General features: G+C 72.4%; 25 protein-coding genes. 17 read left to right on the forward strand and 8 right to left on the reverse strand.

Features of this window, described 5'->3' with window-relative positions; genetic code table 11:
* Positions 1-46: 46 nt before the first annotated feature.
* Complete coding sequence (locus ACFWJ8_RS17825; RefSeq protein WP_378814060.1) at positions 47-3,103, reverse strand: ATP-binding cassette domain-containing protein; 3,057 nt, start codon at positions 3,101-3,103, stop codon at positions 47-49.
* Positions 3,100-3,663 carry a hypothetical protein gene (locus tag ACFWJ8_RS17830; protein ID WP_378814062.1) on the reverse strand — a complete coding sequence of 188 codons (564 nt, stop codon included), beginning with the start codon at positions 3,661-3,663 and terminating at the stop codon, positions 3,100-3,102. The genes ACFWJ8_RS17825 and ACFWJ8_RS17830 overlap by 4 nt, the downstream gene beginning before the upstream one ends.
* 87 nt (positions 3,664-3,750) lie before the next feature.
* Between ACFWJ8_RS17830 and ACFWJ8_RS17835 the strand changes: the two genes are divergently transcribed.
* Together ACFWJ8_RS17835 and ACFWJ8_RS17840 are read left to right on the forward strand one after the other, a co-directional pair.
* Positions 3,751-4,665 (forward strand): 1,4-dihydroxy-2-naphthoyl-CoA synthase, encoded by a 915-nt coding sequence (locus ACFWJ8_RS17835; protein WP_378814064.1) that lies wholly within the window; start codon positions 3,751-3,753, stop codon positions 4,663-4,665.
* A 4-nt stretch (positions 4,666-4,669) separates the two neighbouring features.
* The gene (locus tag ACFWJ8_RS17840; protein WP_378814066.1) at positions 4,670-5,824 is read left to right on the forward strand and encodes an AMP-binding protein; all 1,155 of its coding nucleotides are present in this window, start codon (positions 4,670-4,672) and stop codon (positions 5,822-5,824) included.
* A 4-nt stretch (positions 5,825-5,828) separates the two neighbouring features.
* Here ACFWJ8_RS17840 and ACFWJ8_RS17845 read toward each other — a convergent pair whose 3' ends face one another.
* Positions 5,829-6,212: a VOC family protein gene (locus ACFWJ8_RS17845; RefSeq protein ID WP_378814068.1), complete on the reverse strand. Its 384-nt coding sequence runs from the start codon at positions 6,210-6,212 to the stop codon at positions 5,829-5,831.
* Between the two features lie 87 nt (positions 6,213-6,299).
* On the opposite strand from ACFWJ8_RS17845, the gene ACFWJ8_RS17850 reads away from it, so the two are divergent.
* Positions 6,300-7,283 (forward strand): 1,4-dihydroxy-2-naphthoate polyprenyltransferase, encoded by a 984-nt coding sequence (locus ACFWJ8_RS17850; protein ID WP_378814070.1) that lies wholly within the window; start codon positions 6,300-6,302, stop codon positions 7,281-7,283.
* Between the two features lie 58 nt (positions 7,284-7,341).
* On the opposite strand, the gene ACFWJ8_RS17855 is transcribed toward ACFWJ8_RS17850, so the two are convergent.
* On the reverse strand, positions 7,342-7,650 hold the full coding sequence (locus ACFWJ8_RS17855) for a DUF4229 domain-containing protein (protein WP_378814072.1): 309 nt from the start codon (positions 7,648-7,650) through the stop codon (positions 7,342-7,344).
* 75 nt (positions 7,651-7,725) lie between these two features.
* Between ACFWJ8_RS17855 and ACFWJ8_RS17860 the strand changes: the two genes are divergently transcribed.
* The 3 genes from ACFWJ8_RS17860 to ACFWJ8_RS17870 all read left to right on the forward strand — a co-directional run bounded on the left by ACFWJ8_RS17860 (position 7,726) and on the right by ACFWJ8_RS17870 (position 10,997).
* The gene (locus ACFWJ8_RS17860; RefSeq protein ID WP_378814073.1) at positions 7,726-8,208 is read left to right on the forward strand and encodes a PLDc N-terminal domain-containing protein; all 483 of its coding nucleotides are present in this window, start codon (positions 7,726-7,728) and stop codon (positions 8,206-8,208) included.
* 1 nt (position 8,209) lies between these two features.
* A complete protein-coding gene (gene menD / locus ACFWJ8_RS17865) occupies positions 8,210-10,033 on the forward strand; it encodes a 2-succinyl-5-enolpyruvyl-6-hydroxy-3-cyclohexene-1-carboxylic-acid synthase (RefSeq protein ID WP_378814075.1) in 1,824 nt (607 codons plus the stop codon).
* Between the two features lie 100 nt (positions 10,034-10,133).
* Positions 10,134-10,997 (forward strand): PPK2 family polyphosphate kinase, encoded by an 864-nt coding sequence (locus ACFWJ8_RS17870; RefSeq protein WP_378814077.1) that lies wholly within the window; start codon positions 10,134-10,136, stop codon positions 10,995-10,997.
* Between the two features lie 496 nt (positions 10,998-11,493).
* Here ACFWJ8_RS17870 and ACFWJ8_RS17875 read toward each other — a convergent pair whose 3' ends face one another.
* Positions 11,494-12,729, reverse strand: a complete 1,236-nt coding sequence (locus tag ACFWJ8_RS17875) for an ankyrin repeat domain-containing protein (protein ID WP_378814079.1) — start codon at positions 12,727-12,729, stop codon at positions 11,494-11,496.
* Between the two features lie 155 nt (positions 12,730-12,884).
* Here ACFWJ8_RS17875 and ACFWJ8_RS17880 point away from each other — a divergent pair, with 155 nt between their 5' ends.
* The 5 genes from ACFWJ8_RS17880 to ACFWJ8_RS17900 all read left to right on the forward strand — a co-directional run bounded on the left by ACFWJ8_RS17880 (position 12,885) and on the right by ACFWJ8_RS17900 (position 17,735).
* The gene (locus ACFWJ8_RS17880) at positions 12,885-13,238 is read left to right on the forward strand and encodes a PadR family transcriptional regulator (RefSeq protein WP_378814080.1); all 354 of its coding nucleotides are present in this window, start codon (positions 12,885-12,887) and stop codon (positions 13,236-13,238) included.
* Positions 13,235-14,131, forward strand: a complete 897-nt coding sequence (locus ACFWJ8_RS17885; protein WP_378814082.1) for a permease prefix domain 1-containing protein — start codon at positions 13,235-13,237, stop codon at positions 14,129-14,131. Before ACFWJ8_RS17880 ends, ACFWJ8_RS17885 begins: the two co-directional genes overlap by 4 nt.
* Positions 14,132-14,199: 68 nt before the next feature.
* On the forward strand, positions 14,200-15,225 hold the full coding sequence (locus tag ACFWJ8_RS17890; RefSeq protein WP_378814084.1) for an ATP-binding cassette domain-containing protein: 1,026 nt from the start codon (positions 14,200-14,202) through the stop codon (positions 15,223-15,225).
* Positions 15,222-16,052, forward strand: a complete 831-nt coding sequence (locus ACFWJ8_RS17895) for an ABC transporter permease (RefSeq protein ID WP_378814086.1) — start codon at positions 15,222-15,224, stop codon at positions 16,050-16,052. Before ACFWJ8_RS17890 ends, ACFWJ8_RS17895 begins: the two co-directional genes overlap by 4 nt.
* A gap of 27 nt (positions 16,053-16,079) precedes the next feature.
* Entirely contained in the window at positions 16,080-17,735 is a 1,656-nt protein-coding gene (locus tag ACFWJ8_RS17900; protein ID WP_378814087.1) for a DUF885 domain-containing protein, read from the forward strand.
* A 14-nt stretch (positions 17,736-17,749) separates the two neighbouring features.
* Here the strand turns inward: ACFWJ8_RS17900 and ACFWJ8_RS17905 are convergent, their stop codons facing one another.
* Positions 17,750-19,039 (reverse strand): isochorismate synthase MenF, encoded by a 1,290-nt coding sequence (locus ACFWJ8_RS17905; protein WP_378814088.1) that lies wholly within the window; start codon positions 19,037-19,039, stop codon positions 17,750-17,752.
* Between the two features lie 22 nt (positions 19,040-19,061).
* Between ACFWJ8_RS17905 and ACFWJ8_RS17910 the strand changes: the two genes are divergently transcribed.
* The 5 genes from ACFWJ8_RS17910 (at position 19,062) to ACFWJ8_RS17930 (ending at position 24,125) form a co-directional block, all read left to right on the forward strand.
* Complete coding sequence (locus tag ACFWJ8_RS17910) at positions 19,062-19,739, forward strand: DUF402 domain-containing protein (RefSeq protein ID WP_378814089.1); 678 nt, start codon at positions 19,062-19,064, stop codon at positions 19,737-19,739.
* A 10-nt stretch (positions 19,740-19,749) separates the two neighbouring features.
* Positions 19,750-20,511: a demethylmenaquinone methyltransferase gene (locus ACFWJ8_RS17915; protein WP_378814090.1), complete on the forward strand. Its 762-nt coding sequence runs from the start codon at positions 19,750-19,752 to the stop codon at positions 20,509-20,511.
* 9 nt (positions 20,512-20,520) lie between these two features.
* Positions 20,521-21,576: a polyprenyl synthetase family protein gene (locus ACFWJ8_RS17920; RefSeq protein WP_378814091.1), complete on the forward strand. Its 1,056-nt coding sequence runs from the start codon at positions 20,521-20,523 to the stop codon at positions 21,574-21,576.
* A gap of 86 nt (positions 21,577-21,662) precedes the next feature.
* On the forward strand, positions 21,663-23,036 hold the full coding sequence (locus ACFWJ8_RS17925; protein ID WP_378814093.1) for an FAD-dependent oxidoreductase: 1,374 nt from the start codon (positions 21,663-21,665) through the stop codon (positions 23,034-23,036).
* 84 nt (positions 23,037-23,120) lie between these two features.
* The gene (locus ACFWJ8_RS17930; protein WP_378814095.1) at positions 23,121-24,125 is read left to right on the forward strand and encodes an alpha/beta hydrolase; all 1,005 of its coding nucleotides are present in this window, start codon (positions 23,121-23,123) and stop codon (positions 24,123-24,125) included.
* A 264-nt stretch (positions 24,126-24,389) separates the two neighbouring features.
* On the opposite strand, the gene ACFWJ8_RS17935 is transcribed toward ACFWJ8_RS17930, so the two are convergent.
* Together ACFWJ8_RS17935 and ACFWJ8_RS17940 are read right to left on the reverse strand one after the other, a co-directional pair.
* Entirely contained in the window at positions 24,390-24,887 is a 498-nt protein-coding gene (locus ACFWJ8_RS17935; protein ID WP_378814097.1) for a hypothetical protein, read from the reverse strand.
* Positions 24,888-24,897: 10 nt separating this feature from the next.
* Positions 24,898-25,386, reverse strand: a complete 489-nt coding sequence (locus ACFWJ8_RS17940; protein ID WP_378814099.1) for a YajQ family cyclic di-GMP-binding protein — start codon at positions 25,384-25,386, stop codon at positions 24,898-24,900.
* A 266-nt stretch (positions 25,387-25,652) separates the two neighbouring features.
* On the opposite strand from ACFWJ8_RS17940, the gene ACFWJ8_RS17945 reads away from it, so the two are divergent.
* Positions 25,653-26,882 carry an extracellular solute-binding protein gene (locus tag ACFWJ8_RS17945; RefSeq protein WP_378814100.1) on the forward strand — a complete coding sequence of 410 codons (1,230 nt, stop codon included), beginning with the start codon at positions 25,653-25,655 and terminating at the stop codon, positions 26,880-26,882.
* The last annotated feature ends 45 nt before the right edge of the window (positions 26,883-26,927 follow it).

The raw sequence follows: 26,927 nt of genomic DNA on the forward strand, positions 1-26,927 counted from the left end.
TCGGGGGAGGGGATGCCGACGGCCGCGGCATCCCCCTCTCCTGAGGTCAGCGGCGAGCGGGCTCGCGAGCCGGGAGGGTGTGTGCCGTCGCGGGCTGCAGCGGCTTCGTGCGCCGCAGGGCGGCGAGCACCGGACGGCCGATGACGACCAGGCCCGCCACGGTCGTGACGGCGCGGAGGGTGTCCCAGCTGAGGGTCGAGGTGACCAGCGAGTACAGCAGGAAGCTCGAGAGGTTGACGCCGAGCGGCGCCGAGCCGTCGTACGAGATGCCCGTGCCATAGCCGACGGCGAAGGGCCAGTACCAGAGGTTCATGATGAGCCCGAAGACGTACGACGCGACGACGCCGTAGACCGACAGCAGCGCGATCTCGCCCGCGCGCGAGCGCAGCCGGGGGAGCAGGCCGGCGCCTGCGCCCACCCAGGCGCACGCGAACATCTGGAACGGCGTCCACGGGCCGAACGTGCCGGTGACGAGTGTCGACAGGGCGATCGAGGCCATGCCGAGCAGCATTCCGAAGCGGGCGCCGAATGCGCGTCCGGCGAGGATCAGCAGCACGAACACGGCCTCGACGCCGCCGACGCCGGTGCTCGCGATGCGCACCGCCGCGCCGATCGCGGCGAGGGTCCCGAGCAGCGCTAGCATGTGCGCCGACCGGACGGTGCCGTCGAGCGTCGCGATCACCACGAGCACCGCCAGCGGCGCGAGGGCGAGTGCCGCGACGGGCACGGCGGAGTGAGCCTGCGCGGGCACCGCCGTCGCCACGAGGGGCCAGCAGAACGCGCCGAGCGCCACCAGGTTCGCCGCGACGAGCGCCGCGACCGGAAGCAGCGGGGGACGGGAGGCCGGCGGCCGGGCCGGTCGCGTGCGGAATTCAGGAGATCCGGTGGTCGGGGCCGGGGCCCCCGCGGGATTCCGCGCCTCGCGCGGCGGCGGCGTGCGATTCTCCTGAATTCCCTGCACGCGCGGGGGCGCAGGAACGGGAGCGGCAGCCGTCAGCACCCCGTCGCGCATCACCAGGACGCTGTCGGCGTGTGCGGCGACCTCCGGCTCGTGCGAGGCGACGAGCACCGCCGTGCCGTCGTCGGCGAGCGACATGAGCGCCGCCCACACGACGGCGCGGGCGGCGGGGTCGAGGCCGCGCGTCGGCTCGTCCACGAGCATCACGCGCGGGTGGGTCGCGAGCTGGACGGCGAGCGCCAGGCAGCGCCGCTCCCCGGCCGAGAGATCGAGGGGATGCCGCGCCAGTCGTTCCGCGACCTCGGGGCCGTCCGGATCCAGGCCGAGGAACCCGGCGAAGCGCGCGGCGGTGCCGAGGTGCTCTCCCGTGCCCTGGTTGCGCTTCGTCTCGCTCGTGCCTCGCTCGCTCAGCGTCCGGGAGTCCGGGCCTTGGGCGCTGAGTGAAAGCCGGCCTCGCTCGCTCAGCGTCCGGGAGTCCGGCTCTCGGGCGCTGGGCGCGTGCGCTCCTCGCTCGCTCAGCGTCCGGGGCTCCGGCTCTCGGGCGCTGAGCGAGCGCCAGCGAGACGAAGCGTGGCGCGTCGACCCATGCCGGTCCGCACGGGCGCACTCCGCGGCGACCGTGTCGTACACGAACAGGTCGTCCGAGGCGTCCGGGACGAGGGCCACCCGCCCGGCGGCCAGGACGTCCGAGCCACGGGCGGGCAGGGCGAGCGCCGCGAGCAGGCTCGACTTGCCGGCGCCGTTCGGCCCGGTCAGCGCGACGACCTCGCCGGGCCGCAGGTCGACGTCGGCACCGGCCACCGCCACCGTGCCGCGGTGCGTCACGGTGATGCCGCGAGCCCGGAGCACGGGCTCCCCGGGCAGGTCGCGGGGGGCCTGCGGAGCAACCGCCGTCGCAGGGACCGCGACCTGCCGGGCGACCTCCGCCGCAGGCACCGGGTGCACGGTGCCGTCCTCGATCCGCAGCACGTCGTCCGCGACCGCCGCCAGGGCGGCGACGCGATGCTCGGCGACGACGACGCACATGCCGGCCTCGTGCGCGAGCGAGCCCAGCAGCCCGGCGACGCGCACCCGGGCGTCGGCGTCGAGGTCGGCGAGCGGCTCGTCGACGAGCAGCAGAATGGGGTGCTCGACGATCGCCGCGGCGATCGCGACGAGCGTCGCCTCGCCGGCAGACAGACCGCGCGTCGGACGGTCGAGCAGACGAGTGATGCCGATGCGCTGGGCGACGTCGGCGACCCGGGCCTCGACGATCACGCGGGCGACGCCACGCAGCTCGAGCGCCAGGCCGACCTCGTCGCGCACGCGCTCGGTCGCGAACGCTTCGCGCGGGTGCTGCAGCACCACCCCGACCCGCTGCGCCAGGTCCCGCGGGGGCACCGCCGCGCGGTCGTGCCCGACGACCCGCAGCGTCCCGGCGAGCCACCCGCCGTCGGTGTGCGTGTGCAGTCCCGCGATCGCCCGCAGCAGGGTCGATTTGCCCGAACCGGTCGCCCCCGACACGAGGGTGAGGGTGCCGGCTTCGAGCGTCAGAGCGGAGGGGAGACGGATGCCGGCGGCCGCGGCATCCCCTCCGGCGAAACCGGCGGCCACGTCGTGCGCCTCGACGGGCGCGAGGCAGTCGCCGTCGAGCCCGCGCCCGGCGAAACCGCGCAGCTCGAGGGCGGCAGCGACGTGTCCGGCGCGCTCGAGCGTGCGCTGCAGCAGGGGGAGGAGCAGGCGCACGCCGCCGCGCTCGCCGCGCAGACGCTGCGCGAACCGCACGGCGCGGGCGCCGTCGGCGAGCGAGGGGAGCGTCGCCCACGCGATCGCGAGCGCGCGGGCGACGCCGCGCAGGGGTCCTCGCCGCGACGCGCGGGCGAACACGCGGTGCAGGTCGACGAGGGAGTTCAGCACGCCGAAGGCGAGGATCGCGAGGGCGATCGGGAGCGCACTGGCCGCGGCATCCACGAGCCCGTCCGTCGTGACGGGGCCGAGCAGCACGACGTGCGCGAACGGCCGCGCGAGGCGCACCGCGGGCAGCGGCAGCAGCACGGTCCCTGCGCCATCGGCCCCGTGGAACAGGATGCGGTAGACGACCCGGGCCGCCACGAAGCCGGCGGCGAGGACCGCCGCCGCCCGCAGGGGCCCGGGCCGGAGGATCATGACGCGGGAGCGGCCGGCTCGCCGTTGAGGGTGAAGAGCAGCTCGACGGCGTCGCCGGGCTCGAGCGGCTGGGTCGCCAGACCCTCTTCCGCGTAGTTCCACTCGCCGCCGGCGGGCTTGACCCACAGGGACCAGTACGCGAACGCGGCGGGCATGGTCTCGCACTTCTCGAAGTACTCCGAGCCGTCGTCGGCGGTCAGCGCCTCGTCCTCGGCGGGCAGGCCGTTGACGCGGCACACCACCTGGTCGCCGTACTGGTCGGTGCCCTCGGTGGTGATGTCGGTGGCGGCGAAGGCTTCGGCGGCGACGATCGTGTCGTCGGCGCTCACGCACCACGTGTTCGACACGTCGTCAGCGTCGCCGAGTGCGCTCGCGTCGACGACGACCGTGACGCCCTCGTCGCCGTCGCACGCGTGCTCCACCGCGAGCGAGGCCGCCGTCGACGCCTCCGGCGAAGCGGACGTCGTCGGGTCGGGCGACGGGGACGAACAGGCGGCGAGGGTGATCAGCAGAGCGGCGGACGCCGCGGCCACGGCCAGGGTGCGAAGAGTCGAGGTCACCGATCAAGGGTAGTCGGCGGCATCCCCTGTCCGGTTCCGGATGACGCCCGTATGACGCGCGCCGCCGCCCCGCCGTAGGCTGGGCGGGTGAGCGTTTCGGAACTGTTCGACGAGACCGAATGGTCGCCGGCCCCCGGCGCCCCCGACGGCGGTTACACCGACATCACCTCGCATGTATCGAAGGACGGACGCATCGCGCGCATCGCGTTCGACCGGCCCGAGGTGCGCAACGCGTTCCGGCCGCACACGGTCGACGAGCTGTACCGCGCGCTCGACATCGCCCGCCAGGACCCGCGCATCGGGGTCGTGCTGCTCACCGGCAACGGCCCGAGCCCGAAGGACGGCGGCTGGGCGTTCTGCTCCGGCGGCGACCAGCGGATCCGCGGTCGTGACGGGTACAAGTACTCCGAGTCGGAGGAGTCGGTCGGTGCCGAGGCCCAGGCACGCGCCGGGCGCCTGCACATCCTCGAGGTGCAGCGGCTGATCCGCTTCATGCCGAAGGTCGTGATCGCCGTGGTCCCCGGGTGGGCGGCCGGCGGCGGGCACTCGCTGCACGTCGTGTGCGACCTGTCGATCGCTTCCGCCGAGCATGGCCGCTTCAAGCAGACCGACGCCGACGTGGGCTCCTTCGACGCCGGCTACGGCTCGGCGTACTTCGCCCGGCAGATCGGGCAGAAGTTCGCCCGCGAGGTGTTCTTCCTCGCCGAGGAGTACTCGGCCGAGCGCGCGTACGAGATGGGCGCCGTCAACCGGGTCGTGCCGCACGCGGAGCTCGAGCGGGAAGCCGTGGCGATGGCCCGGACGATCCTCACCAAGTCGCCGACGGCCATCCGCATGCTGAAGTTCGCGTTCAACGCCGTCGACGACGGCATGGTCGGGCAGCAGGTGTTCGCCGGCGAGGCGACGCGCCTCGCGTACGGCACCGACGAGGCGGTCGAGGGCCGCGACTCGTTCCTGGAGAAGCGCGACCCCGACTGGTCGCCCTACCCGTGGCACTACTGACGCGATGAAGCTCGAACCCGTCGTCGGCGACGACCCGCGCGAGATCCTGCGGGCGCTGCGCGGTGCGCTGCACGGCGCCGGACCCGCGCTCGGACTGGGCATGGTCGATCGCGTGCCGTCCGAGGTGCGGCCGGGCACTGCCGTGGTCGTGACGACGTCGGGCTCCACCGGTGTGCCCAAGAGCGTCGTGCTGACGCGCGACTGCCTCACCGCGAGCGCCCTGGCGACCGCGGACCGCATCGGCGACGGTGCGTGGCTGCTGGCGCTGCCGGCGAGCTACGTCGCCGGGCTGCAGGTGCTGGTGCGCTCGCTGGTCGCCGACCGCGAGCCCGCGATCCTGTCAGGCTCGTTCACTCCGCAGGCCTTCGCCGCCGCCGCGCTCACGATGACGTCGTCGGTGGGCGGCGAACGCGTGCCCACCTACACGTCTCTGGTGCCGGCGCAGCTGTCGAAGCTGCTCGACGCCGCCGACCACGACCCCCACATCCTTGCCGCACTGCGCTCGTTCGAGCGCATCCTCATCGGCGGCCAGGCGCTGCCTGCCGCCACCCTGGAGCGTGCCGAGGCGGCGGGTGCCCGCATCGCGCGCACGTACGGGTCCACCGAGACCAGCGGCGGCTGCGTGTACGACGGCGTGCCGCTGCGGGGCGTGCAGGTGCGCATCGCCCGCGGCGAGGTGCAGGTGGCGGGGCCGACCCTCGCCGACGGCTACCTGGGCGACCAGGAACTCACGGCCGCCTCGTTCGTGCGCGAGTCCGACGGGACCCGCTGGTACCGCACCGGCGACGCGGGCCTCTTCGAGGACGGGGTGCTGCGCATCCGCGGCCGCATCGACAACGTGATCGTCTCGGGCGGCGTCAACATCTCGCTCGACCGCGTCGAGCGCATCGTGCGGTCGGTGCCCGGCCTCGACACCGCCGTGGTCGTCGGGGTCCCCGACGCCCGCTGGGGCGAGGCATCCGTCATCGTCGCCTCCCGCGGCGAGGCGCTGCGCCGGAGCGAGTCCGTCCAGCTCGACGAGGCGCGCGCTGCCGTGCAGGCCGAGATCGGCCCGCACGCGCGGCCCGCGCGGCTCGTGATCGTCGACGAGCTGGCGACGCTGCCCTCGGGCAAACCCGACCGCGAGGCGATCCGGCGCGCCGTCGCCGCGCTGCACTGACGGGCTAGGACTGCGGGTACGGCCCCGTCTCGACGACGCAGAAGCGGTTGCCCTCGGTGTCTTCGAGCACGACCCAGTCCGCCCCTTCGGGGTAGCGGTCCCAGTCCACCTCGCGGGCGCCGAGTGCGAGCAGCCGCTGCACCTCGGCGGTCTGATCCTCCGCGTACAGGTCGAGGTGGATGCGCGGCGGGTAGTGCTGCGGGTAGCCGGTGACCGACAGCGCGAGGCTGGCCCCGGACGCCGCCCAGTGCGCCTTGCCCGGTGGATCGAGGATCACCCAGTCCTCGCTCGGCTCGCGCCGGTTCACGTAGCCCAGGGCCGCCCGCCAGAAGTCGCCGGCGCGCCCGATGTCTTCCACGGTCAGGACGGTGGATCCGATGCTCAGCATGCCGCCCATCCTCCGCGCCGCCGCCGACATCCGCCACGGGGGTCGACACGCACTCCGCCACAAACGGACGTCCTATGATGTGCTCTCGTGGCAGGAACCCCCAGCAAGAAGCGCAAGACCGCGGGCCCGAAGAAGCAGCAGTCGCGCGGCAACCCGCAGAAGGCGCACGTCTCCCGCGACCCCGCACACGTCGAGAAGGCGACGGTTCGCGACTGGATCGGCGCGGCGCGCCTGCGCACGTTGCCGCTCGCGATCACGCCGATCCTGATCGGCACGGGCGCCGCGATCATCGTGACCGACGTGCTCCACTGGGTGATCGCGCTGTTCTGCCTCATCGTGTCGGTGTCGCTCCAGATCGGCGTCAACTACGCGAACGACTACAGCGACGGCATCCGCGGCACCGACGACTTCCGCGTCGGCCCGTCGCGCCTGACCGCCAGCCGCCGCGCCAAGCCGCGCACCGTGCTCCTCGTGGCGCTGGCGTTCTTCGCGATCGCCGCGCTCGCCGGGCTTGCGATCACGATCCGCACGCAACAGTGGTGGCTCATCGCGGTGGGCGCCGTGTGCATCATCGCCGCCTGGTTCTACACCGGCGGCAAACGCCCGTACGGGTACTACGGCCTCGGCGAGCTTTTCGTGTTCGTGTTCTTCGGCCTCGTCGCGACGCTCGGCACGACGTGGGTGCAGGCGCTGGCCCTCCCGCAGGAGGCGTGGTTCGGCGCCGTCGGTGCCGGTCTCATCGCGTGCGCCGTGCTGCTGGCCAACAACCTGCGCGACATCGACCAGGACCGCACGGCCGGCAAGAAGACCCTCACGGTGCTGATCGGCCGCCGCGCGACGCAGGTGCTGTTCACCGTGTTCCTGGTGGTCGCGTTCCTCATCGCCGCGTTCCTCGCATGGATCGGCTACCCGATCGCGTGGCTGACGCTCCTCGCGCTGCTCGCGGGGATCCCCGCGATGATCATCGTCTGGATGTACCGCGACCCTCGCGAGCTGGTCGTCGCCCTCGGCCTCACGTCGCTGACGTCGGTCGCCTACGGCGCGTTCCTCATGTGGGCCTTCATCGGCTGAGGCCCGCGTGATCGGGATGCCGCGGCCCGCGGCATCCCGTCCGCCCGAGGGCGGGGCGTCAGGCCTGGGGGGTCTCGGGGCTCTCCGTGCCGGGCTCGGCCGCGGCGGCGTCGGCCGCGGCGTCCTCGGCCTCTTCGTCGGTCGCGGCGCTGCGCGCCTTCGCGCGGCGGTCGGCGAGACCGGTCGTGACGTCTTCGAGCGGCTTGCGCAGGAACAGCACCGACAGGCTCAGCCCGATGAGGGCGGCGAAGATGGCGGCGAGCCAGTAGTACTCACGCATGATCGGGAACAGCATCATGATGCCGAACGGCACGAGGAACGCCAGCAGTCGCAGAACCGAGTAGACGATGGCGGAGCGTGCTTTCACCCGTCCATCCTACGTTTCCGTCACGGAGGGCCCCCTCGCCGCCCGGACGGGCCCGGTCCCGCCTAGGATGGTGGCATGGCTCGTGGGCTGCTCATTCTGGCCCTGGTGGCGACAGTGTTCTGGGTCTTCACCATCGTCGACTGCGCCATCCAGCCTCCGATCCGCCATCGCGGCGTGAGCAAGCCGGTCTGGGTGCTGATCGTGGTCCTGCTGCCGGTGCTGGGCGGCATCCTGTGGCTCGCCGTGGGTCGCGCCCGCGGCTCGGTCGCCGTGCTGCGCCGTGCGCCCGATGACGACCCGGAGTTCCTCGGCACGCTCGGCTCGATCAGCGACCAGGACGAGCGCATCCGCCGCCTGGAGGAGGAGCTCGCGGCCCTCGACTCCGAGGACGACGACCCGAAGTGGAACCCGCCGGCCCGGCCGGCGGCATCCGAGGACCCCGCAGCCGGCACGACGCCCGGTGCCGCCGCGACGGGCGGAACACCGCCCGCCACGCCGCCGGCCCGCCCCGCAGAGGGCGACGACGACGCCCGCGGCCAGCGCGGAGCCCTCGGCTGACGTGACCGACCCGCACAGCGCCGAGCGCGCGATCGACGCCGCGCCCGCGACCGACGCCGCGTCCGCCCTGCTGTTCCGCCTCGTCGAGCTCGGCGTGCGGCACGTCGTGGTCAGCCCCGGGTCGCGCTCGCAGGCGCTCGCCCTCGTCGCGGCGGAGTTCGAGCACCGCGGCGCCGTCCGCCTCCATGTGCGCCTGGATGAGCGCGTCGCCGGCTTCACGGCACTCGGCATCGGACGCGAGACCGGGATGCCGGCGGTCGTCGTGTGCACGTCGGGCACCGCCGTCGCCAACCTGCTGCCCGCCGCACTGGAGGCCCATCACGCCGGTGTGCCGCTGCTGCTGCTGACCGCCGACCGACCGCCTGAGCTGCGCGGCGTCGGCGCCAATCAGACCACCCGCCAGCCCGGCATGTTCGCCCCCACCGTGCGGTTCGAGGCCGATCTGCCCGTGCCCGAGGCGGTCGACGCCGACGGCACGCACGAGCAGAGCGTCATGCTGCGCGCCGTGGCCGAGTCGGCCGTCGCCGCGGCGCTCGGCGAGGGCACATGGTCGCCGGGGCCCGTGCACCTGAATCTCCCGTACCGCGAGCCGCTCGCCGGTGTCCTGCCGTCGTGGCTCGGCGTGCCGGCGGCCGAGCTGCGGACGGCGGCCGACCCCGACCCGGACGGGCCCCCGGTCGACGCGGAGCCCGAGGAGGAGGCATCCGGAGCCCTCTATCAAGGCGGGGGAGGGATCGGCGAGTCCGATGTCCCCACCGAGCCCGAGGACGCCCCGTACGTGCTGGAGCGCGGTCCGCGCACCATCGTGCTCGCGGGCGCCGATGCCGGCACCGACGCGGAGGAGCTGGCGCACGTCGGCGGCTGGCCGCTCATCGCCGAGATCGTCAGCGGTGCCCGCTTCGGCCGCCAGCTCGTGCACGGCTACCGCGCCCTCCTGCGCGACCCCGAGCTCGGCGGACGCATCGAACGCGCCATCGTGCTCGGGCACCCGACGCTCAGTCGCGAGGCTGCGCGCCTGCTGTCGGACCCCGACATCGAGGTGATCGCCGTGCGGGGTCCGGGCGAGCCGCTCAACCTCAACGGCACGTCGATCGCCGTCGACCGCATCGCCGTCGCGACGGGCGACCCCGACCGTGCGTGGCTCGGAGAGTGGATGCTGGCATCCCGCGCCGCGGCCGTCGACCTCACGCCCCCGGCACCCGACGCCGACGGTCTGTCGTCGGCCGAGCCGGCGGAGCGGCTCGGCGCGATCGCCGCCGAGCTGCAGGTGATCCGCGCCCCGCTGGACCGGACCGCGCTCGTCGACGCCGTATGGCGCGCGACGTGGCCGCACGACCGGCTCGTGTTCGGTTCGTCGCGCCTGGTGCGCGTGGCGGACGAGGTGCTGCCGGGCAAGAAGGTGCCGGTGCACTCCAACCGGGGTCTCGCGGGCATCGACGGCACGATCGCCACGGCCACCGGCATCGCCCTCGCCAGCCAGGCGGGATCCGGAGCGGGCGTCACCCGTGTGCTCCTCGGCGACCTCGCGGTGCTGCACGACGTCGGAGCGCTCCTGCTGCCGCCGCACGAGGACGAACCGCGCATCCAGCTCATCGTCGGCAACGACGGCGGGGGCACGATCTTCGACGGCCTCGAGGTCGCGGGGGTCGCCGGCGCCGAGGCGATGGACCGGGTGCTCTACACGCCGCACACGGTGCGACTGGAGCAGCTCGCCCTCGCCTACGGCTGGGAGTACCGCCGTGTCACGACCCGCTCGGCGCTCGACCAGGCGCTCACGTCGCCGGTCGGCGGGCGCCAGCTCATCGAGGTCCCGCTGGAGCGCTGAGCGCCGGTCGCCGGTCGCCGGGCGGCCCTTCGTCCCGGTCGTCGGCGCTCCCTCGCTCCAGAACCGAGCGAAGCGAGACGAAGCACGCCATGATGGGCGGATGATCGCCTCGAGTCAGAAGCATTGGAGCGGCGACGTCGCCGACCTCCTGCGCGTCGGCGACGGATTCGTCCTCGCCGACGTCGACCCCCGTTCCACTCCGGGATACGAACGCGACAAGCGTGCCGCCGCGGAGGACCTGAAGTCGGGCGCGCAGCAGCTCGACGAGTACCAGGAGCGCCTGTTCGCGCAGAGCCGCGTGGATGCGACGGACGCGTCGGTGCTGCTCGTGCTGCAGGCGATGGACTCCGCGGGCAAGGGCGGCATCATCCGGCACGTCGTGGGGTCGACCGACCCGCAGGGCATCGCGCTCGCCGCGTTCAAGAAGCCGACGCCCGAAGAGCTCGAGCACGACTTCCTCTGGCGCGTCGAGAAGCGGCTGCCCGAGCCGGGGCTCATCGGGGTGTTCGACCGCTCGCACTACGAGGACGTGCTCATCGGGCGCGTACGCTCGCTGGCGCCGGCCGAGGAGATCGAGCGTCGCTACGGGGCGATCAACGAGTTCGAGAAGCGGGTGGTCGACGGCGGCACGCGCATCGTGAAGGTCATGCTGCACATCTCGCCGGACGAGCAGAAGGAACGGCTCATGGAACGGCTCGACCGCTCCGACAAGCACTGGAAGTACAACCCGGGCGACGTCGACGAGCGCGAGCTGTGGCCCTCGTACATGGCGGCCTACCAGACCGTGTTCGAGCGCACCTCGACCGATCACGCCCCGTGGCACGTCGTGCCCGCCGACCGCAAATGGTACGCCCGGCTGGCGGTGCAGCACCTCCTCCTGGAGGCGCTGGAGGGCATCGACCCGCACTGGCCGGCCGCGACGTTCGACGTCGAGACCGAGAAGGCCCGCCTCGCCGCCAGCTGAGCGCTTCGTCTCGCTGGCGCTCGCTCAGCGACCGGGTGCTGGGGTTGCGGGGTGACGTGCTTCGTCTCGCGGCGCTCGCTCGGCGGCCGGGTGTCGGGGTTGCGGGGTGACGTGCTTCGTCTCGCGGCGCTCGCTCAGCGACCGGGTGTCGGGGTTGCGGGGTGACGTGCTTCGTCTCGCTGGCGCTCGCTCAGCGACCGGGCGCTGGGGTTGCGGGGTGACGTGCTTCGTCTCGCCGGCGCTCGCTCAGCGACCGGGTGTCGGGGTTGCGGGGTGATGTGCTTCGTCTCGCTGGCGCTCGCTCAGCGGCCGGGTGTCGAGGTTTGCCGGCGCTCGCTCGGCGACCGGGTGTCGAGGTTTGCCGGCGCTCCCTCAGCGACCGGGTGTCGAGGTTGCGGGGCTCGCCCGGGGGACCGGGCCCCGGACGCTGAGCGAGCGAGGAACGAGCGAGACGAAGCGCCACCCGGGCCCACGAACGGAGCCAGGTCAATCCGGGTCAGCCCGGGAGCAGCGCTGCGAGCTCGGCGAAGCCGCGGCGCTCGGCCTCCTCGCGGGCGGTGAGGCCGGCGGCATCGCGGATGCCCGGGTCGGCGCCGGCGGCGAGCAGCAGGCGGACGATCTCCTGCTGGCCGGGGCCGCCGTCGCCGAAGACGACGGCCTCCAGCAGCGCCGTCCAGCCGTTGAGGTTGACCCGGTCGAGGTCGAGGCCAGGTACCTGCACGACGCGCCGGATGTACTCGACGTGGCCGCGCTCGGCCGCGGGGTGCGCGGGGGTGCCACCACGGCGGTTCGGGATCGACAGGTCGGGCCGTCCGGGCAGCAGCGCCTCGAGCATCGCGACGCTGCCGGTCACCCCGGTCATGACCCACGGAGTGTCCCGGCGGTAGTCGAATGCGTCGGGGTCGGCGCCCATCGCCACGAGCAGCTGCGCCACCTCGACGTGGTCCGCCATCACCGCGTGCATGAGGGGCGTGCGCTGCAGCTCGGGGTCGCGCACCTCCAGGTCTGCTCCGGCGCGGATCGCGAGGGCCGCGGCATCCGCGTCCCCGCTCTGCGCGGCGGCGAGCAGGGCCGGGTCCGGGTCGGCGGGCGCGGGAGCTGACAGAGCTGTCCTCAAAGTCTGCGTCGCCGTCGGGAACCCGCGTTCCTCGGCCATCTGCAGCGGTGTGAGCCGCTCGGACCCGGAGGGGCGGTCGAGCTCGACGCCGCCCGCGACGAGCACCCGCACGGTCGTGGCGTACCGGGGGGTGTCCTCGCCCAGCCAGATCGACTCGTGGATCGCCTGGTAGCCGATGCGGTTGACGTGGTCGCGGTCGATGCCGGCCTGCAGCAGCGCGCCGACCACGTAGGCGTGGCCGCGCTCGGCCGCGCGGATGAGCCCCGTGCCGTTCCAGCTGTCCTTGTCGTCGATGCTCGCGCCGTGCTCGAGCGTCAGGCGCAGCAGGTCGAGGTAGCCCTCGCTCGTCGCGACGAGGTAGGCCGACTGCTGGGTGCGGTCCTGCGCGTTGACGTCGGCGCCGGCCGCGATGAGCTCGGTGGCACGGGGCACGTCGTCCGCCCAGGCCGCGTCGATGAGGTCGCTGTCGAGCGGGGCGAGTTCTGGCTCGGGTGCCGGAGCACTCGCCCCGCCGGTCGGGGTCGGGCGGCCGGCATCCGGACCCTGCGCCGTGCACGCGGCCAGCGCGACGGTGAGGCCGGCGGCGAGGGCGAACAGGAGCGGGGAGCGGCGCATGGCGGGGACCTCTCGATTCGGAGCTCCTTCGATTCTGCGTCCCGCGGACGCCGCCCGCATCGCCCGCCCGGATCGACGTCGGCAGCCGTACGGATGACATCGGTCAGGCATAGTACTTGATGCACACGAGTACTTGACGTGATACAGTACTTGACATGACACAAGACGACGCGTTCGCAGCCGACCTGCTGCGTGGCCACACCGACACGATCGTGCTCGGTGTGCTCCGGCGCGGCGACGCCTACGGCTTCGAGATCTACAAGGCGATCCGCGACGCGACCGGCGGCGACTACGAGATCAAAGAGGCGACGCTGTACGCGACGTACCGCCGGCTCGAGAAGGACGGCCTCGTCGAGTCGTACTGGGGCGACGAGTCCCAGGGCGGCCGCCGCAAGTACTACCGCATCACCGACGCCGGCCGCGCGGTCTTCCGCGGCAACGTCGCGGCCTGGACCGCGACGCGGCGCATCATCGACTCACTGCTCGACGTGAAGGAGAGCCAGCAATGAACACCGACATCCACCGTCTGCTCGACGAAGCCTTCCAGGGCGTCGAGATGACTCCTGACGCGCAGGACCTGAAGGAAGAGGTCCGCGCCAACCTGATGGCCCGCGCCGACGAGCTGGTGGCCGCGGGGGCGACGCCCTCCGATGCGGCACACCAGGCGGTCGCCGAGCTGGGCGACGTGCGCGACCTGCTGGAAGAGACGTCGGATGCCGCGCCCCGGCGCACGACCGACGAGTACACCGCACTGGTACAGCGCCACCATGTCCGCCCGAAGCCCGGTTTCGTCGTGCGGACCGTCGCGTACTCGATCGCGGCCGTCGTCGGGATCACGCTGGCGATCCTGGGTGCGAGCGGCGTGCTGCCGCTGCCGATCGGCCCGCAGATCGGCCTGTTCGGCATGGCATCGACCGCGCTCGCCCTGATCGTGGGCGACTCGCTGTCCCAGGAGACGACGACCAACCACCCGATGCCGCAGAACCGCGCCGCAGGCTACTTCCTCGCGACGCTGCTCGGTGCGTTCGGCCTCGGCTTCGTGGCCCTCGTGGCGTTCGGGTCGATGCCGGTGTGGGGCATCGTGTTCGCCGCGCTCGGTGTGATCGCGTCGATCATCCTGTTCTCGTTCCTGGGGGCGACGCAGACCAACCGTCACAAGGCGTGGACGCGGCAGCTCGCCGCGGCGACGCCGCCCAACCGGTTCGAGCGCGAGCCCGAGACCGCCGCACGATTCGGCGTCTACACCGCCGCCATCTGGCTCGTCACCTTCGCCGTGATCGCGGTGCTGGTGTTCACGGTCGGCTGGTGGTGGGCGCCGATCGCCTTCGTGGGCGGGTTCGCGCTCATGATGCTGCTCCTCGCCCGCATGCTGTTCGCGCCCGAGAAGACCGACAAGTCCTGACCCGAGGGGGCCGCGCTGCGGCCCCCTCGGCCATTGATCGACCCATCCGAAGGAAGGGATGCTCCGCCATGCCCGAAAACAACGCCATCGTCGCCCGCGACCTCGTGAAGGCCTACCCGGGCCGTGGTCGGCGGCCCGCCGTGCGGGCGCTGGACGGCCTCGGCTTCTCGGTCCCTGCAGGGCGCGTGTTCGGCCTGCTCGGCCCGAACGGCGCCGGAAAGTCCACCACCACCAAGATCCTGACGACCCTGTCGCGCCCCACGAGCGGCACGGCGACCGTCGCGGGCCATGACGTCGCCACCGACCCGGCGGCCGTGCGCGCCGCGATCGGCTACGTGTCGCAGGGCGCGAGCACCGATCCGCTGCTCACCGCGCGCGAGAACCTCGAGATCGCCGCGCGCCTGCGCGGAGTGAGCGCCGGGGATGCCCGCGGCCGCACCGCGCGCCTGCTCGACGAGTTCGGGCTGGCCGAGGCAACCACGCGCCCCGTCGGTTCGTTCTCGGGAGGCATGCGCCGCCGGCTCGACGTGGCGGCAGCGCTCGTCCACCGCCCGCGCGTGCTGTTCCTCGACGAGCCGACCACGGGGCTCGACCCGGAGGCGCGCGCGACGATGTGGGCTGAGATCCGGCGGTTGTCGGGCGAGGAGGCGCTCACCGTCGTCCTCACCACCCACTACATGGAGGAGGCCGACCGTCTCGCCGACGAGCTGCTGCTCGTCAACAGGGGCCGCGCCGTCGTGCAGGGCACGCCGGACGAGCTCAAGTCCGCCCTCCACGGCGACTCCCTGCGGGTCTCGCTCATCGAGCCCGACGCGGCCGCCGTCCGCACCGCGATCGCCCGCGTGCCGGGTCTGCGGGACGTGGTGGTCGAGGCCTCCGGCGTCGACGGCGTGCTCGCCGCCCGCACCGACGACGCGTCCGCCGCGGTCGGCGCCCTCATCGGGGCGCTGGATGCCGCCGGCATCCGCTTCGGCCAGGTCGCGGCATCCCACCCCACCCTCGACGACGTGTACCTGCACTTCGTCGGCCACACCTTCGGCGACCCCTCGACAGGTGCAGGGACCGGAGAACTCACGACAGGAGTCGCCGCATGAGCGCCGTCGCATTCTCGACCACCGTCTCCGCACCCCGTGCGGGATGGTTCACGCAGGCCGGCCAGGTGCTGCGCCGCTGGCTCATCGCGACCCTGCGCCAGGTGTGGGGACCGGTGATGTCGCTCATCCAGCCCGTCATCTGGATCGTCCTGTTCGGGCAGGTGTTCCACTCGCTCGGCGCACTGCCGCAGTTCGGCCCTTCGTCAGGCTCAGGGACCGGGGGCTACATCGACTACCTGGTGCCCGGCATCCTGATGATGACGGTGCTGTACTCGGGCGCGTGGGCCGGCACGGGCTACATCGACGACATCCACTCGGGCGTCATGGACCAGTACCTCACCTCGCCCGTATCACGGTCGGCCATCATCACGGGCCAGCTCGTGCAGCAGCTCATCATCAACCTCGCGCAGTCTCTCGTGGTGCTCGGCATCGGCTGGCTGGCCGGCGCACGCTACCCGGGCGGCATCGGCGGCATGCTCGTGGCGCTCGGCGTCGCGACCCTGCTCGCGACGATCTTCTGCTGCGCGTCGACGGCGGTCGCCCTGACCGCGCGCAGCCAGATCGCGCTCATCAGCCTGTCGCAGCTCATCGTGCTGCCGGCGACGTTCCTGTCGACCACGATGATGCCCGCCGACCTCATGCCCCCGTGGGTGCAGGACGTCGCCCGCTGGAACCCCATGACGTGGGCCGTCGAACTTGGCCGCGGCGGCCTCGACGGCACCTACCCCGACAACGGCTGGTGGCAGGCTGCAGGCCTCGCCGTGCTGGCCGCGCTCGCGTTCGCGTGGGCCTTGCGGTCGATCCGCGCCTACCAGCGCTCCGTGTGAGCCCGGCTGCCCGCCTAGGGTGGACCGGTGAGCTCTGACCCGGTCCGCGAGGCCGCCGACGCCTACGTCCGCGAACTCGCCCGCCACGAGCCCGACGCCGCGCTGGCGCTCGGGCTCGTCGCACGTCCGCTGCCCGACCTGTCGCCGGAATGGCTCGTCGCCAAGTACGAGCTGCAGGGTGCGACGCTCGCCGCCCTCGACGCGGCGGGGCCGGGTGACGAGGTGCTGCGCGCCGCGCTGCGCGAGCGCGTCGAGCGCGAGCGGCTGCTGTTCGACACCGGGTTCACGCCCCGCCTCGTCGCGGGGCTCGCGACACCCGTGCACCTCGTGCGGTATGCGCTCGAAGGCCGGGTGGTGACCGCGGATGCCGCCGGTCTGGCTGTCCTGGCCACCCTCGAGGCGGCGCCGGCCGCGGTGCGCGAATACGTCGCGGCGCTGCGGTGGGCGCGCGACCACGGCGACCGCTTCGCCGGCGGCGGAATCGCGCCGGTGCGCCAGCTCGACACCCTGGCCGCCCAGGTCGCGATGTGGGTCGAGTCGGACTGGTTCGGCTCGGTGCCCGTCGCTGCGGAGGCGGATGCCGCCACCCGCGCCCGCGCGCGGGCCGCCGCCGACGAGATCGGGGTGGCGCTCGCCGAACTGGTCGCAGTGCTGCGCGAGGAGCTGCGACCGGTGGCGCCGACGGTCGACGGCGTGGGCGAGGCGGTGTACGCCGACCTTGCGGCCGGCATGCTCGGCGCGCGCGTCGACCTCGACGACACGTATGCGTACGGGTGGTCCGAGCTGGAGCGCCTGGTCGACGAGGCGCGATCCCTCGCCCGGGGGCTCGGTGGTTCGGGCGACGAGCCGGTGCGGTCGGCGGCATCCCTTCTCGATGCCGACGCGCGGTACCGGCTGGACGGCGTCGCGGCGATCGAGGCGTGGCTCACGCGACGCGTGGGCGAGACCATCGACGCCGTCGCGCCCGCGTTCGACCTGCCGCCGTCGGTGCGCGACGTCGACTGCCTGGTCTCGGAGGCGGCGACCGGGGTCGTGTACTACACACCGGGGGCGCCTGACGGCTCGACGCCCGGACGCGTGGTGTGGACCATCCCGAGCGGCGTGCCCGTGGCGGCGACGTGGCAGGAGGTCACGAGCGTGCACCACGAGGGCGTGCCCGGGCACCACCTGCAGTTCGTGCTGACCGCGTCGTACCCCGAGCTGCACGCGTGGCAGCGCCACCTGTGCCACATCCACGGCTACGCCGAAGGCTGGGCGCACTACGCCGAGCAGCTGGCCGACGAGCTCGGCCTGATCCGCGACCCCGCCGAACGCCTGGGCCTCGTGCTCGGGCAGATCTGGCGGTCGGTGCGCATCGTCGCCGACATCGGGCTGCACACCGGGCGCCCGGTTCCGCCGAACGCGCTCGTGCCCGAGGGGGAGTGGACGACCGAGCTCGCCCGCGACCTCCTCGCCGACCTCGCGCTCGTCGAGCCCGCGCTCGCCGGCTTCGAGGTCGACCGCTATCTCGGCTGGCCCGGCCAGGCGCTCGCGTTCAAGGTCGGGGCGCGGCTGTGGAACGACGCCCGTGCGGCGCACCGCGAACGCCTCGGCGAGGCGTTCTCGCTGCGGGACTTCCACCGCGACGCGCTGGCACTCGGGCCGATGGGCCTCGACCCGCTGCGCGCCCTGCTCGCCGGCTGACGCCGCGGCCGTCGTCAGGCCAGCGCGTCGACGATCGGGCGGAACTTCACGCGCGTCTCGAGCAGCTCGGACTCGGGGTCGCTCGCCGCGACGATGCCTGCGCCGGCGTGGGCGACGACGGGAATCGTGTCGGTGTACTCCGCGTACCGTCGCACGGGCGCGGCGCCGATCTGCGCGCAGCGCAGTGCGATGGCCCACTCGCCGTTGCCGTCGCCGTCGACCCAGCCGACGGGGCCGGCGTAACGCCCGCGGTCGAAGGGCTCGAGCCGGCGGATGGCGTCGAGCGCGGCATCCGTCGGGGTGCCCGCCACCGCGGCGGTGGGATGCAGCGTCGCGACGAGGTCGAGCGATGACGCGTGGTCGGCGAGATCGCCGGCGACGTCGGTCGCCAGATGCCACAGGTTCGGCAGCTTGAGCGTGAACGGCTCCGGGTCGGCGCGCAGGTGGCTGACGTGGGGTCCGAGCGCGTCGAGCACGCTCTGCACGGCGAAGCGGTGCTCGCCCAGGTCCTTGTCGCTGTGGGCGAGCGAGGCGGATGCCTCGGCGTCGTCGTGCGCGTCGGTCCCGCGCGGGATGGTCCCGGCGAGCACACGCGCGGTCACCACGCCGCGCGAGACCGTGACGAGGGTCTCGGGGCTCGCACCGATCATGCCGTCGACCGCGAACGTCCACGTGTCGGGGTAGTCGTGGGCGAGCGCGCGCACGAGGCGCCGCAGGTCGGCCCCGGCGGGGATCGTGCCGACGAGGTCGCGGGCGAGCACGACCTTCTCGAGCTCTCCGGCGCGGATGGCCTCGACAGCGGCGCGGACGGCGGCCTGGTAGGCGGGCGGGTCCATCGTGCCGGGCCCGAGGGTCGCCGACCAGTGCGGACCGTACGGCGTGGGCTCGACGACCGGCTGTTCGAGGTCGGTTCCGACCGAGTGGATGCGCGTGACCCACGACCGCCCACGATGGCGGCCGACGACCGCCTGCGGCACGATGAGCCGGCTCGTGGCCGACGACCGCTCGTCGAACACGAGCGTGCCGAACGCGACGAGCCCCGTGCCGGGCAGGCCCACCGGGTCGTCGACCTCGGCGGTCGTGGCGAGGCGGCGCCACACGTCGGCGGGCGACGGGGCGTCCGCCGGGGCGGGCAGAAGCGGCCCGCGTTCGTAGCCCCCCACGCTCCCGATGCCGATGATGCCGTCGCCGCGACGCAGCCACGCGAGCGGCTCGTCGGGCGAGGCGTAGGCGAGCAGGTCGTCGACGTGCTCGATCTCGCGGGTCTCGACCACCAGCTGAGGCGGGCGGCGCGAAGATGTCACCCCTCAAGCCTAGACTCGCGAGGTGACCGACGCCGCCGACGCACAGCCCCGCCCCTCCCGCACGGACCGGCCCGAGGCGGGTACGGCACTGCAGTTCCGCTGGCGGAAGTGGGACGGCGGACCGCACTGGGTCAACGACGAGGTGTATCTCGGCAGCGATCGGTGGGGCGACTGGCTCGGTCAGCCCGCAGGGTGGCGCAACGTCCGGCCGGGCCGGGAGTTCCCGGCCGAGCACGACAGTGTCACGCTCATGCCGCCGAGCGGCGACTTCGCCTACACGCACAACGCGGCGCCGCACCCGACCCGGGTCTACATCGACATCGCGTGGGACGTCCGGTGGGATGCCGGCGTCCCGACCGGCATCGACATGGACCTCGATGTCGTCCGGCGTGAGCCCGCAGAGCCGTACGTCGATCGCGAGGGCGTGCTGCGCAGCCCCGGCGACGTCTACATCGAGGACCGCGACGAGTGGGACGAGCACCGTGTGGCCTACGGCTATCCCCTCGACCTGGTCGAGCGGCTCGACTCCGTCGCGATCGACCTCGAACGGCGCGTCCGTGCGGCGGAGGCGCCGTTCGACGACGCGACCGCCGCGCACTGGCTGGCGAAGCTGGCGTCGCTGGCGCCTTCCGAGCCGCCGGCCCGGGTGTCGTTCCCCGATCCCGAGACCGCTCTCGGCGCCCCCGGACCCGCGGCCTAGACTCGAGCGCGTGGCCACGCACCCCTCCGATCACGAATCCCACCGCGCCGACCTGCACAAGGACCCGTCGCGTGTGAGCGGCATGTTCGACGAGGTCGCCCCCGGCTACGACCGCACCAACACCGTGCTGAGCCTCGGCAACGACCGGTTCTGGCGGGCCGCCATGGTCCGCGCCGTGGACCCGCGCCGGGGTCAGCGCATCCTCGACCTGGCCGCGGGGACCGCGATGTCCAGTGCCGCACTCGCCGGCCGTGGCGCCGAGGTCGTCGCCGCCGACTTCTCGCCCGGCATGCTCGCCGAGGGCGAGAAGCGCTACGGCCCGACGGCGCCGGGCGGCGGCATCCCGAATCTGTCCTTCGTCGAAGCGAACGCGACGGCCCTGCCGTTCGCCGACGACGAGTTCGACGCCGTGACGATCTCGTACGGACTGCGCAACGTGGACGACCCCAAGAAGGCGCTGCGCGAGATGCTGCGCGTGACGAAGCCGGGCGGGCGCCTGGTGGTGTGCGAGTTCTCGCAGCCGCCGTCGAAGGTCTTCAACGGGCTCTACCGGTTCTACAACGACCGCGTGCTGCCGGTGGCGGCGCGGGCCGTCAGCTCCAACGCCGACGCCTACGACTACCTCAACGAATCGATCCGCGACTGGCCCGACCAGCGACGCCTCTCGGCCTGGATCCGCGAGAGCGGCTGGACCGAGGTCGCCTACCGCAACCTGTCGCTCGGGATCGTCGCCCTGCACCGCGCCGTGAAGCCCGGCGGCGGGCCCCGGTAGGCTGGCAGGGTGACACCGACCGTGCCGGGCTCGCGCATCGCGGGCAAGCTGGGCTTGACCGACCGCGTCTTCGCGGGCACGCGTTCGCGCGGCCTGCGCAAGACGGTCGAGGCGGGGCTCAAGCGCGTCGACCTCGCCCTCGAGCAGGAACTGCGCGCGACCGACGCCCTCGCGGACGCCACCAGCCGCTATCTCTACGATGCCGGCGGCAAGCGCGTGCGGCCCATGCTGGCGCTGCTGACCGCCCAGCTCGGCGAGGGCGCGACCGACGAGGTGATCCAGGCCGCCACTGCGCTGGAGATCACCCACCTCGGCTCGCTGTACCACGACGACGTGATGGATGCCGCCGACAAGCGTCGCGGCGTGCCCAGCGCCCACGCGGTGTGGGGCAACAGCATCGCGATCCTGACCGGCGACCTGCTGTTCTCCCGTGCGAGCCAGATCATGGCGCGTCAGGGCGACCGCGCCATCCGGCTGCAAGCCGACACGTTCGAACGTCTCGTGCTCGGACAGATGCACGAGACCGTCGGCCCCACGGAGGCCGACGACCCGGTGGCGTTCTACCTCCAGGTGCTCTCCGACAAGACCGGCTCGCTCATCGCGGCGGCCGCCCAGGCCGGCGTCATCTTCTCGAACGGGCCGTCCGAGTTCGAGCAGCCGATGGTGACCTTCGGCGAGAAGGCCGGGGTCGCCTTCCAGCTGCTGGACGACGTCATCGACCTGTCGGCGGACCCCGGCGAGACGGGCAAGGTGCCGGGCACCGACCTGCGCGCAGGCGTGCCGACCATGCCGTACCTCGTGCTCGGCCGGCGCACCGACGCCGAGGCCGTCGCCCTGCGCGCGCGCATCGACGACGGCGTGGCGCAGATCGCCGACGGCGCCGACCCCGCGCTCCTCGACGAGCCGCTCGCGCAGCTGCGCGACCACGAGGCCACCCAGGCGACCCTCGACCTCGCCCACACCTGGTCGCGCGAGGCCATCGACGCGCTGGCGCCGCTGCCCGACGGTGCGGTGCGCGAAGCGCTCACCCGGTTCGCGCAGGCCGTCGCCGACCGCTCCAGCTGACCCGCGATCCCGGTCCCTGAGCCTGTCGAAGGGCTCGACGCCTCGACAAGCCGAGCGACCGGGCATCCGCACCGAAAGGACCACGCATGACCAAGCTCCGACTGGCGATCGTCGGCGCAGGACCGGCGGGCATCTACGCCGCCGACATCCTGCTGAAGGCCGAGCGCAAGTTCGACGTGTCGATCGACCTGTTCGAGCAGCTGCCGGCCCCGTACGGGCTGGTGCGGTACGGCGTGGCCCCCGACCACCCGCGCATCAAGGGCATCATCACGGCGCTGCGCGAAGTGCTCGACCGCGGCGACATCCGCATCTTCGGCAACGTCCGTTTCGGCGACGACATCACGCTCGATGACCTGAAGCACCACTACAACGCCGTCATCTTCGCGACCGGCGCGATCCACGACACCGATCTCGACATCCCCGGCATCGACGCGATCGGCTCGTACGGCGCGGCCGACTTCGTGAGCTGGTTCGACGGCCACCCCGATGTGCCGCGCGAGTGGCCGCTGGACGCGGCATCCGTCGGCGTCGTCGGCAACGGCAACGTCGCGCTCGACGTCGCCCGCATGCTGGCCAAGCACGCCGAGGACCTCCTGCCCACCGAGATCCCCGAGAACGTGCACGCGGGCCTCGTCGCCTCGAACGTCACCGACGTGCACGTGTTCGGCCGCCGCGGCCCCGCGAACGTCAAGTTCACCCCCCTGGAGCTGCGCGAGCTCGGTGAGCTCCGCGACGTCGACATGGTCGTCTACGACGAGGACTTCGACTACGACGAGGCGTCGCGGGCCGCCATCGCGAGCAACAAGCAGGTCATGGTGATCGACCGCGTGCTGCAGTCGTGGCGCAAGCGCGATTCGGTCAACAGCGCCGGGGGGACGGCATCCCGTCGCCTCCACCTGCACTTCTACGCGAAGCCCGTCGAGATCAAGACGGATGCCGACGGCCATGTGTCGACGTTCGTGTACGAGCGCACGCGCCCGGACGGCGAGGGCGGCGTGGTCGGCACCGGCGAGCTGCGCGAGGTGCCGATCCAGGCGCTGTACCGCGCCGTCGGCTACTTCGGCTCGCCGCTGCCGGGCGTGCCGTTCGACAAGAAGCACGGCGTGATCCCCAACCGCGAGGGACAGGTGCTCAGCAAGGACTCGAACCAGCGGGTCAACGGCGTGTACGCCACCGGGTGGATCAAGCGCGGTCCCGTGGGACTCATCGGGCACACCAAGTCCGACGCGATGGAGACGATCCGCCACCTCATCAACGACCAGGGCACGTGGTGGCAGCCGGCCGACCCGTCGGAGGAGGCCATCCCGGCGCTCCTCGCCGAGCGCGGCGTGCGCTGGACCGACCTCGAGGGCTGGCACCGCCTCGACGAGCACGAGATCGCACTGGGTGCGCCGCACGAGCGCGCGCGCGTCAAGGTCGTGCCACGCGACGAGATGGTGACGATCTCCCGCGGAGAGTGACGGCACGCTGTCCGCGGCCGCCGGGTCCGCTCACGGTCGCCGAGCCTGTCGAAGCGCGCGCACCCCGGCCCCTAGGCTGAGGTCATGGCCGGGCCCCCCGACGCATGGGTCCCCGACATCCTGGGGAAGCCGTTCGAGCAGCTCACGATGCCGCTCGGCGTCGAGGGCGCTCAGGGCGAGCTCGTCGCGACGCTCGTGCGCAGCATCCCGAACCCGCTGCTGACGCTGTTCGCACCGCTGCGCGACGTCGACGTGCTGTACATCCACGGCTGGTCGGACTACTTCTTCCAGCGTGACGTCGCGCAGTTCTGGACGAGCCGCGGCGCGCACTTCTACGCGCTCGACCTGCGCCGTTACGGGCGGAGCCTCCGCGAAGGCATGACACCCGGCTACATCGACGCCCTCGAGGACTACGACGTCGACATCGCCGCGGCCCTCGCCGCGATGGGACAGGGGACGCCCGATGCGCCGTCGGCACGCCGCCTCGTGCTCATGGGACATTCGACGGGCGGTCTGACGCTCACGCTGTGGGCGTCGCGGCATCCCGGCCGCGCCGCGGCGCTCGTGCTCAACAGCCCGTGGCTGGAGCTGCAGCTCGGCGCGCTCGGCCGCCACGCCCTCGCGCCTCTCGTCGAGATGCGCGCGAAGATCGACCCGCGGGGAACGCAGCCCGAGGTCGACTTCGGGTTCTACACGAGGGCGCAGGAGGAGATCGGGTCGCTGCCGGCCGACCCGCAGCGCGCGATCTGGCGCCCCGACCGCGGCTTCCCGACGGCCCCCGGCTGGCTGGCGGCCGTGATGGACGGGCACCGCAGGATCGCGGCGGGCATCGACGTCGCGTGCCCGGCGTTCGTGCTGCTGTCGACGCACTACACGACGCCGATCTCGTGGAAGGAGTCGATGACCTCGACCGACTCGGTGCTGTGGGTCGACGACATCGCCCGCGCGGCCACCCTCATCGGCCACGGCGTGACGATCGCGCGCATCGAGGGGGCCATCCACGACGTGTTCCTGTCGCGGGCCCAGCCCCGCGCGGACGCCTTCACGGCACTCCGGCGCTGGTCGGACGGCTACATCGTCCACCACTGATTCGTGCAGCCTTGTCCCCCGAAGAGGGGACAGACTTGGTTATACCAATCGGGTTAGGCTTATCGCGAGGCGTCCCCAGCGCCTCAGGGAAGGGACCTCCCCAAGAAACCTTCCCACCGTCGCAGGTGCCGTTCGCCGGGGGGTGGACGAGCGCGATAGCCAGCGACGACAGGCCCCGGGTGTCCCCAGCACCCGGGGCCTTCTACGTCGTGTGCGGGGAATCCGAGCGGACAGGGATGCCGGAGCCGCCGGCATCCACTCCGCTCAGCGCTTGCGTCGCTTGGGGTCGGGCTCGGGCCGGACGAGGGCACGGACGATCACCGTGTACACCGCGAGCGACAGCACGTAGCCGAACACGTACACCACGAGCTCCTGCACGAGGAAGCGGCTGTAGATCAGTTCGCCGTCGACGATCGCGGGAGAGGCGACGCCCACGAAGTACGCGGCCGTCTGCCCTGCGGCGAAGACCGCGAGCAGCGCGAGGGCCGCGAGGATCGCGAGCCAGATGCGGGTGCGCCACACCCGCGTGGTCGAGGCCATGGCCGTCGAGGACGTCCAGTCCGGCACCTGCGGGTCGAGCGCGCCGTTGATCTTCGGGATCAGGATGATCGCGGCGAGGAACAGGCCGTTGAGCCACGGACCGCCGAGGGCGGCGAGCCCCGGGCTGCCCGCGCCGCCGTGCACGAGCTGCGGGATGAGCAGGAGGACGAGGACCGGCAGGGTCGCCGCAGCGGCCGACAGGACGGCCCGGAGAAAGCGCATGGACGCCGCGTCAGCGGTAGTTGACGAACTGGAGGTCGACGTCGAGGTCGGACGCCTTCAGCAGCCGCTGGATCTCCTGCAGGTCGTCGCGGGACTTCGACTGCACGCGCAGCTCGTCGCCCTGGATCTGCGACTTCACCGACTTGGGGCCCTCGTCGCGGATGATCTTCGAGATCTTCTTCGCGTTCTCAGACGAGATGCCGTCCTTGATCGTCGAGGTGATGCGGTACTCCTTGCCGCTGGCGACGGGGTCGCCCGACTCCAGGCTCTTGAGCGAGATGCCGCGCTTGATCAGCTTGGACTGGAACACGTCGAGCACGGCCTTCGCACGCTCCTCGGTGCCCGCCTTGATGAGCACGGCTTCGCCGCTCCACTCGATCGAGGCGCCCGTGCCCTTGAAGTCGTAGCGCTGCTCGATCTCTTTGCGTGCCTGGTTGAGGGCGTTCTCGGCCTCCTGGTGGTCGACTTTCGAGACGATGTCAAAGGAGCTGTCAGCCATGCCGGGAAGTCTATCCGCGGGCGCCCCACCGCGTGGAGAAGTGGATGCCGCTGCAAGCGGTTCCAGACGCCGACAGGCGTGCAAGCGGTTCCATGCTGGTACGCAAAGTCACGGCGAGATATCGATCAAGGCCCGGTGTTGCCATATATCGACTGCCGTTGCAGAATGTAAGCGCTTGCAATCGCAGCGAAACGAGTCGAACCCGCACTGTCGCGCCCCGGCGGTGTGGCCGGACTCACTCAGTACTCCAGAGAGGCACTGCACCGATGAAGGTGAACAAGAAGAGCTGGCTCGCGATCGGCGGCATCGCCGTCGCGTCGATCATCCTCGCGGGCTGCTCGAGCAGCAACGCGTCGGACGACAGCAGCAAGGACGACTCCAGCGCCACCACGCTGACCGTGTGGGTCGACACCGAGCGCGTCGACGCCATGAAGGGCGCCGTCGAAGCGTACGAGGACAAGACCGGCGTCACGGTCAAGCTCGTCGGCAAGGACAACGCGAAGATCAAGGACGACTTCATCCAGCAGGTGCCGACGGGCAAGGGCCCCGACGTCGTCATGGGTGCGCACGACTGGCTCGGCGAGCTCTCGACCAACGGCGTCGTCGCGCCCATCGAACTCGGCGACTCCGCCGACGACTACCTCCCCGTCGCGCTGCAGGCGTCGACCTACGAGGGCACGACCTACATGCTCCCGTACGCGGTCGAGAACATCGCGATCCTGCGCAACGCCGACCTTGTCCCCGAGCCGGCCACGAGCTTCGACGACATGATCGCCAAGGGCACCGCCGCAGGCCTGGCGACCCCGTTCGTCGTCGAGCAGGGCGTCGAGGGCAACCCCTACCACCTGTACCCGTTCCAGACCGCGTTCGGCGCCCCGGTCTTCGGCACCGACGCCGAGGGCAACTACGACCCGACCGACCTGCAGATCGGCAACGAGGGCGGCTTCGAGTTCGCCAACTGGCTCGCCGCGCAGGGCGCCGCGGGCACGCTCAACACCGACATCGACGGCGACATCGCCAAGACCAAGTTCACGAGCGGCGAGGCGGCCTTCTGGCTCACCGGCCCGTGGAACGTCGGCGCCGCGACCGACGCCGGCATCAACGTCGCGATCGACCAGATCCCCAGCCCGACCGACCAGGTCGCGTCGCCGTTCGCCGGTGTCAAGGGCTTCTTCGTGAGCTCGGAGTCCAAGAACAAGGTCGCCGCGAACGACTTCCTCGTCAACTACATCGGCACCGAGGACGTGCAGCTCGACCTGTTCAAGGCCGGCAACGTGCTCCCCGCGCTGAAGGCCGCTGCCGACACGGCCGCCGCCGACCCGATCATCGCCGGCTTCCAGAAGGTGGGCGCCGACGCGGTGCCCATGCCTGCGATCCCGGCCATGGGTTCGGTGTGGCAGTACTGGGGCATCGCCGAGGCCGCCATCATCGACGGCGCCGACCCGACGACGACGTGGCAGAAGCTCACCGACGACGTGGCCGCCGCCATCAAGTAATCCCTGCGGTCCCCTGACCGCGAACGCGACCGGGACGGATGCCGC

It is taken from the genome of Microbacterium sp. NPDC058389 (assembly GCF_042722305.1).
In the GTDB taxonomy this organism is placed as follows: domain Bacteria; phylum Actinomycetota; class Actinomycetes; order Actinomycetales; family Microbacteriaceae; genus Microbacterium.

Excerpts from the sequence above, each read along its gene's own strand:
- ACFWJ8_RS17890 (WP_378814084.1), top strand. The coding sequence starts at position 14,200 with ATGCCCGAAAACAACGCCATCGTCGCCCGCGACCTCGTGAAGGCCTAC.
- ACFWJ8_RS17945 (WP_378814100.1), top strand. The coding sequence starts at position 25,653 with ATGAAGGTGAACAAGAAGAGCTGGCTCGCGATCGGCGGCATCGCCGTC.
- ACFWJ8_RS17870 (WP_378814077.1), top strand. The coding sequence starts at position 10,134 with ATGATCGCCTCGAGTCAGAAGCATTGGAGCGGCGACGTCGCCGACCTC.
- ACFWJ8_RS17825 (WP_378814060.1), bottom strand. The coding sequence starts at position 3,103 with ATGATCCTCCGGCCCGGGCCCCTGCGGGCGGCGGCGGTCCTCGCCGCC.
- ACFWJ8_RS17895 (WP_378814086.1), top strand. The coding sequence starts at position 15,222 with ATGAGCGCCGTCGCATTCTCGACCACCGTCTCCGCACCCCGTGCGGGA.
- ACFWJ8_RS17860 (WP_378814073.1), top strand. The coding sequence starts at position 7,726 with ATGGCTCGTGGGCTGCTCATTCTGGCCCTGGTGGCGACAGTGTTCTGG.
- ACFWJ8_RS17925 (WP_378814093.1), top strand. The coding sequence starts at position 21,663 with ATGACCAAGCTCCGACTGGCGATCGTCGGCGCAGGACCGGCGGGCATC.
- ACFWJ8_RS17935 (WP_378814097.1), bottom strand. The coding sequence starts at position 24,887 with ATGCGCTTTCTCCGGGCCGTCCTGTCGGCCGCTGCGGCGACCCTGCCG.
- ACFWJ8_RS17845 (WP_378814068.1), bottom strand. The coding sequence starts at position 6,212 with ATGCTGAGCATCGGATCCACCGTCCTGACCGTGGAAGACATCGGGCGC.
- ACFWJ8_RS17930 (WP_378814095.1), top strand. The coding sequence starts at position 23,121 with ATGGCCGGGCCCCCCGACGCATGGGTCCCCGACATCCTGGGGAAGCCG.
- ACFWJ8_RS17875 (WP_378814079.1), bottom strand. The coding sequence starts at position 12,729 with ATGCGCCGCTCCCCGCTCCTGTTCGCCCTCGCCGCCGGCCTCACCGTC.
- ACFWJ8_RS17840 (WP_378814066.1), top strand. The coding sequence starts at position 4,670 with ATGAAGCTCGAACCCGTCGTCGGCGACGACCCGCGCGAGATCCTGCGG.
- ACFWJ8_RS17880 (WP_378814080.1), top strand. The coding sequence starts at position 12,885 with ATGACACAAGACGACGCGTTCGCAGCCGACCTGCTGCGTGGCCACACC.
- ACFWJ8_RS17885 (WP_378814082.1), top strand. The coding sequence starts at position 13,235 with ATGAACACCGACATCCACCGTCTGCTCGACGAAGCCTTCCAGGGCGTC.
- ACFWJ8_RS17940 (WP_378814099.1), bottom strand. The coding sequence starts at position 25,386 with ATGGCTGACAGCTCCTTTGACATCGTCTCGAAAGTCGACCACCAGGAG.